This is a genomic window from Acinetobacter sp., assembly GCF_036659555.1.
In the GTDB taxonomy this organism is placed as follows: Bacteria; Pseudomonadota; Gammaproteobacteria; order Pseudomonadales; family Moraxellaceae; genus Acinetobacter.
In genome coordinates this window covers 1-5276 of sequence record NZ_JAVXCI010000137.1, presented here as the reverse complement: position 1 = coordinate 5276, position 5276 = coordinate 1, and the positions used below count along the sequence as shown (strand labels likewise).

Genomic DNA, 5276 nt, shown 5'->3' with positions numbered 1-5276 from the left:
TAAGCAACTTAAAAGCATCTGGCTATCAGCCAGAACAAGTCGATACCATTTTACTGACTCACCTGCACCCAGACCATGTTTGCGGTATTAGCCAAAATGGTGTGGCTAACTTTCCAAATGCCACAGTTTATGTATCAAGCGATGAAGCGAGCTATTGGCTAAACCCGAAACAAGCCGGCAAACTCCCGAAAGAAAAACAAGCAGGCTACTTAGGAACTGTTGAAAAAATTAAACAAGCCATTGCGCCCTATCAAGCCAAACAACGCTTCAAAACCTACAAATTAGGTGATCAAGTTCAGGGCTTTAAAGTGATTAATACCGCGGGGCATACACCGGGACATTTTAGCTATGAGCTGAAAACCAAGGATGAAACGGTGGTGTTTATTGGCGATATTGTGCATTCACACACAGTGCAATTCGACAAACCTGAAACTGCAATAGATTATGATATAGACCCGAAAAAAGCGGTGCAAACTCGCTTAAAGCAGTTTGCGGAATATGCAAAAGGCGGACAAACCATTGCAGCGCCGCACCTCCCTTTCCCCGGCATTGGACATATTTATTCGGCTGATGGAAAAAGCTATCAGTGGATTCCTGTGCATTTTAAGGATTGATAGGTTATTAAAGCTAACCTATGCTGGCATTTCCAGCGGCATAGTGCTGGCTGCGGGCGTGTGGGTAATTTCCTTGAGTCTGGCGCTAAATCGGGTAATGAAATGCCTTAAGCTTTAATTTTAAGAACAGCAAAATCCTCTATAAAATAGAGGCTTTTTTATTGCATCGGCACATGGCTGGAGCTTAGCCTTTCAGGACAAATTCCCATATGACATAGCCAATCCCAAAGCCGAGCAATGAATATGAAGTGATAATAAAATAGACAAAGCTTGCTTTATTTTTCTTTTTCCAAAAACTCATTTCCACTACCTAAATATGCTAACTTGCATCATGTTAGCGCGTATTCAATCAAAAGTGAAACAAATATAAGCCATTAATTTATAAAACATTTTAAACTCAAAAACCATGCTTTTATCTTAAAAAGTCAATATACAGATTTGCACTTAATTTTTAATACAGATGCCCAATATGCCATTTAATTTTCAAAGAATGGGAAATGCATTGGTATTCTTTTAACGCCTTGCATGCGAATCAATAGGGCTAACTTCAGAACTTTAAGAATTGCTGTGAATATCTTAGCGAGGGCATTGCCTGCGCGAAGGCGTTTAAAGGGTGAATGAAGGGCATGACTGAACCGGCGGACTTTTAACGGCAGCTGGCAAAATCAAAGCTGCCCTTGCGCCTTATAAAAAAATCATTCAGCGGAAATCCGCATGCAGATTTTGACGATAAAAAAAGCGCTCAAATGAGTAATGCTGATCAGTTAAGCGTAATTTCATTATTACTGATTGATAAATCTCCCCTAACCCCTCTTTAAAAAAGAGGGGAATACCCTTGAATTCAATATGGTATTGAATTTCGAAACGCTCCCTCCTTTGAAAAAGGAGGGTTGGGGAGGATTAAAAATGCTTAACTGACTGGCATTACTCAAATGAGCACTTTCATTAAATCAATTACTTCATCCCGAAAATCAGCTTCAGCCCCAGCGCTGTCATCACGGCGCCCGCTGCGCGGTCAAACACCGCCTTAAACTTCAAATACACGCGGCGCGGCTTCTCTGCGGACAGCGCCACAGCAACCAAAGAGCACCAGCCCGCATCAATAAAGAAGCACAAAACCGGCAGCACAAAATAAAAATAAGCCGGGATTTCTTTCGGCAGCAGCGCAGTGAAAATACTCGCCAGCACAATCGCAATTTTAGGGTTGGACAGCTGCGTGATTAAGCCCGTCATAAATGCGCGGCGCAGCGTCATCTGCGAAGCCGCATTTGCGTCTGATTCAATCGGCTCTTTGGCGTGCTTGATAATTTTAAAGGCCAGCCACAGCAGATACAGGCCGCCGCAGAGTTTTAAAGCAAAATAAGCCGACGGCACCGCCAGCAAAAAGGCCTGCAGCCCCAGCACCGCCAGCAGGCCAAAAACGGCAGCGCCGGCGCCTGTGCCAAGCGCGGTAAAAAGGCCATGCCTGCGTGAAATCGCAATTGAATTTTTTGCGACATAAATTGATGTCGGCCCGGGGCTCATTGCGCCCAGCATCAGGGCAAATGCAATTGAGCCCAAAATCCAAAATGATTCCAAGTGAGGCCTCGAATATTGAGAGAATTTTCCAGTGAATGATTTTACGCTAAACACCGTTTTGGCGGAATTCACTTTATCGGTTTTTTTCATCCCGCGCTTTGCAGGCATTCTGTTCCGCGCTTAGCGGTTATAGATTTTTATTATAAATTTAAATACACTTGTAAATTATTTGAAATTAACTCAACCAGCCAAAGCGCAATAGAGCAAAAACTCAATAATTATTTTTAATTCAATATTTTAATTATACAGCAAAATCACCTGCTGTTTACAAAACATCCAAAAAAACCATAAAGAATGCGTTCACCATTACAAAAAATTGTCATTTAAGCCTTTAAGTTTCATGCATTTTTCATATATAAAAATACATACTAAATTTATGGTTTTAAAAACCTTGCACGCATAATACTGATCAAATGAGGGCGAACAATGCAAAATAACAAACGCAGTGCTTTAGATGCGCAGCAGTCACATCTTTGGATTATCGGCGGCGGCATAGCAGGCATGGCGGCGGCGGCTTTTGCGATCCGCGATGCCAAAGTGCCGGCAAAGAATATTCATATTCTGGAAGAGCTGGATATTTCCGGCGGTTCAATGGACGGCGGCCATACCCCGCATGCAGCGCAGGCCTGGGTAACGCGCGGCGGGCGCATGCTGACCGATGAAACCTATTTATGCCTTTGGGACCTGTTTTCCAGCATTCCGTCTTTAGAAAACCCGGAAATTTCCGTGCGCGAAGAATGCAGTGAATTTAACGAGCAGGTGAAAACCCATGCCCAAGCGCGCCTGATTGACGCAAACCATGTGATTGCCGACGCCGCCAAACTGGGCCTGAACACCCTGCACCGCGCGCAAATGCTGCGCCTGCTGGCTTCTAAGGAAGAAAAAATCGGCAGCCGGCGCATTGATGAATTTTTTGATGAAGCCTTTTTTGACACCAATTTCTGGCGCATGTGGCGCACCACCTTCGCTTTTCAAAAATGGCACAGCGCCGCTGAACTGCGCCGCTACTTCCTGCGCTTCATTCAGGAGCTGCCGCGCATTCATACCCTCGCCGGCGTCAAGCGCACCAAATACAATCAGTATGATTCCATGATTCTGCCGCTGCAGCGCTGGCTGACGGCGCAGGGCGTTGATGTGCGCTTCGGCAATTATGTGACCGATGCGGACTTCATCACCGATGAACAGACGCAGGAGCGCCGCGCTGCGCGCCTATACGTCAAATTGCCTGAAGGCACAGAGCAGATTGAGCTGAAAGCGCACGACTTGGCCATTTTCACCTTAGGCTCAATTACTGCCGACTCTCGCTACGGCGGCAATGACGATGTGCCGGCTTTAATCCGCGACCGCCTGGATCATGGCTGGACGCTGTGGGAAACTTTAGCCAAGAAAGCGCCTGATTTTGGCCGCCCAATGACGTTCTACGGCAATGTCGATGAGCATAAATGGGAGTCGTTCACCCTGACCATGAAAGATGATGTGCTGTTAAAGCGCATCATTGACTACACCGGCAATGAGCCGGGCACCGGCGCGCTGATGACCTGGTTTGAGTCCGGCTGGCATTTATCGATTGTGGTTCCTGCGCAGCCGCATTTTGCCGATTTGCCTGAAGGCACGTACACTCTGTGGGGCTACGGCTTCCAAATTGACCATAGCGGCGATTACATCAAAAAACCGATGAGCGCAGCTACAGGCAAAGAGATTTTAACCGAGCTGATCAAGCAGCTGGGCTTCGATGACATTTTAGCGCATGTGCTGCAGACGACCGATGTGACAACCGCGATGATGCCGTATGCATCTGCCCTGTTCGCCTGCCGCAAGCCGGGTGACCGCCCGCAGGTAATCCCTCAAGGTTCGCAAAACTTTGCCTTCTTAGGCCAGTTTGTGGAAATTGAAGATGATGTGGTGTTTACCGTGGAATATTCCGTGCGCGGCGCCATGCTGGCGATTTATGAATTCTTTGGCGTAGCGCGTGAAATTCCAGAGATTTACAATGGCCTGCTCGATCCGAAAGTCGGCTTGAAGGCGCTGGAAACCGTCTTCCATTAATTTAAAATCAAACAGGAAATATCCTGCATAAGAGCGCCTCCGGGCGCTCTTGTTTTTTTCAAGATCAGCAAACCGCAAAAGCCGCTTGACCTATTCAGGCAATGCACGCAGCATAAAGGCAGTTTAGGATTTTAAAAAGCGCGCTTATGAAACTGGCAGAAGCATTACTGCTGCGCAGTGATTTGCAGACAAAACTGGCATCACTGCAGCAGCGCATCAACAGCAATGTGCTGATTCAGGAAGGCGACCAGCCCAGTGAAGACCCGAATGCCTTAATTAAAGAGGCATTTGCGGTAAACAGCGAACTGCATGCACTGATCCAGCGCATCCACGCCACCAATGCGCAGGCGCAAACCATTCAAGGCCAGCCTTTGCTGCGCGTGTTGAATGCGCGTGATTCGCTGACCCAGCAGCACCGCATTCTGCAGCAGGCGATTGACAGTTCCCAGCGTGAAAACGCGCGCTACAGTTCCAGCGAAATCCGCTGGATCAAAAGCATTTCCGTAGCGGAACTGCAGAAGCAGGCGGATGACATCAGCAGGCAGCTGCGTCAAAACAATTTAGAGATTCAGGCTTCCAACTGGCAGGTCGATCTGATTTAAAATTTGGGTTTTCACCCATCCCAGTCCGGGCATATTGGGCGAGTGCAAAGCCTTTTATGCGTTTGTAAGGCTTTAATTCAACAAACGCTTGCAGGAAGCAAGGCGTCTGCTTCAAATTTTCACAAATCTGGCGCAGCACAACGCATCTTTTACTGCTGACACTTCACCAAGCACTACCATGCACTGACAGTATGCCCACCCTTTTTGCCCGATCCGGCTTCAGCTTTCAGCAAGCGCTGAACGGCTGAATGCGCCGCCGGACTTGAAGCGGAGCAATAGACTTCAGTCATTTTTTTAAACAATATTGAATTCACAATGAGAATTCCCTCTCCTTTTTAAGGAGCCGTGCGCAGTATGCTGCTCAGGCAGAGGATTTTATTCAAAAAACTCCCTCATCCTAACCTTCTCCCTGAGCCATATATGGCGCAAGAGAAGG

Annotated in this window: 5 protein-coding genes; 3 read left to right on the top strand and 2 right to left on the bottom strand. The window is 47.0% G+C overall.

Features of this window, described 5'->3' with window-relative positions; all coding sequences use genetic code 11:
- On the top strand, window positions 1–614 hold a 614-nt coding region (locus RSA72_RS13755), incomplete at its 5' end, for an MBL fold metallo-hydrolase (protein ID WP_332633362.1).
- 184 nt (window positions 615–798) lie between these two features.
- On the opposite strand, the gene RSA72_RS14620 is transcribed toward RSA72_RS13755, so the two are convergent.
- Together RSA72_RS14620 and RSA72_RS13750 are read right to left on the bottom strand one after the other, a co-directional pair.
- On the bottom strand, window positions 799–915 hold the full coding sequence (locus RSA72_RS14620; RefSeq protein ID WP_086374379.1) for a hypothetical protein: 117 nt from the start codon (window positions 913–915) through the stop codon (window positions 799–801).
- Window positions 916–1568: 653 nt separating this feature from the next.
- The gene (locus RSA72_RS13750; RefSeq protein ID WP_332633364.1) at window positions 1569–2192 is read right to left on the bottom strand and encodes a LysE family translocator; all 624 of its coding nucleotides are present in this window, start codon (window positions 2190–2192) and stop codon (window positions 1569–1571) included.
- A gap of 426 nt (window positions 2193–2618) precedes the next feature.
- On the opposite strand from RSA72_RS13750, the gene RSA72_RS13745 reads away from it, so the two are divergent.
- Together RSA72_RS13745 and RSA72_RS13740 are read left to right on the top strand one after the other, a co-directional pair.
- Complete coding sequence (locus RSA72_RS13745; protein WP_332633360.1) at window positions 2619–4238, top strand: oleate hydratase; 1620 nt, start codon at window positions 2619–2621, stop codon at window positions 4236–4238.
- A 146-nt stretch (window positions 4239–4384) separates the two neighbouring features.
- Complete coding sequence (locus RSA72_RS13740) at window positions 4385–4840, top strand: DIP1984 family protein (RefSeq protein WP_332624606.1); 456 nt, start codon at window positions 4385–4387, stop codon at window positions 4838–4840.
- The last annotated feature ends 436 nt before the right edge of the window (window positions 4841–5276 follow it).

Excerpts from the sequence above, each read along its gene's own strand:
- RSA72_RS13745 (WP_332633360.1), top strand. The coding sequence starts at position 2,619 with ATGCAAAATAACAAACGCAGTGCTTTAGATGCGCAGCAGTCACATCTT.
- RSA72_RS13740 (WP_332624606.1), top strand. The coding sequence starts at position 4,385 with ATGAAACTGGCAGAAGCATTACTGCTGCGCAGTGATTTGCAGACAAAA.
- RSA72_RS14620 (WP_086374379.1), bottom strand. The coding sequence starts at position 915 with ATGAGTTTTTGGAAAAAGAAAAATAAAGCAAGCTTTGTCTATTTTATT.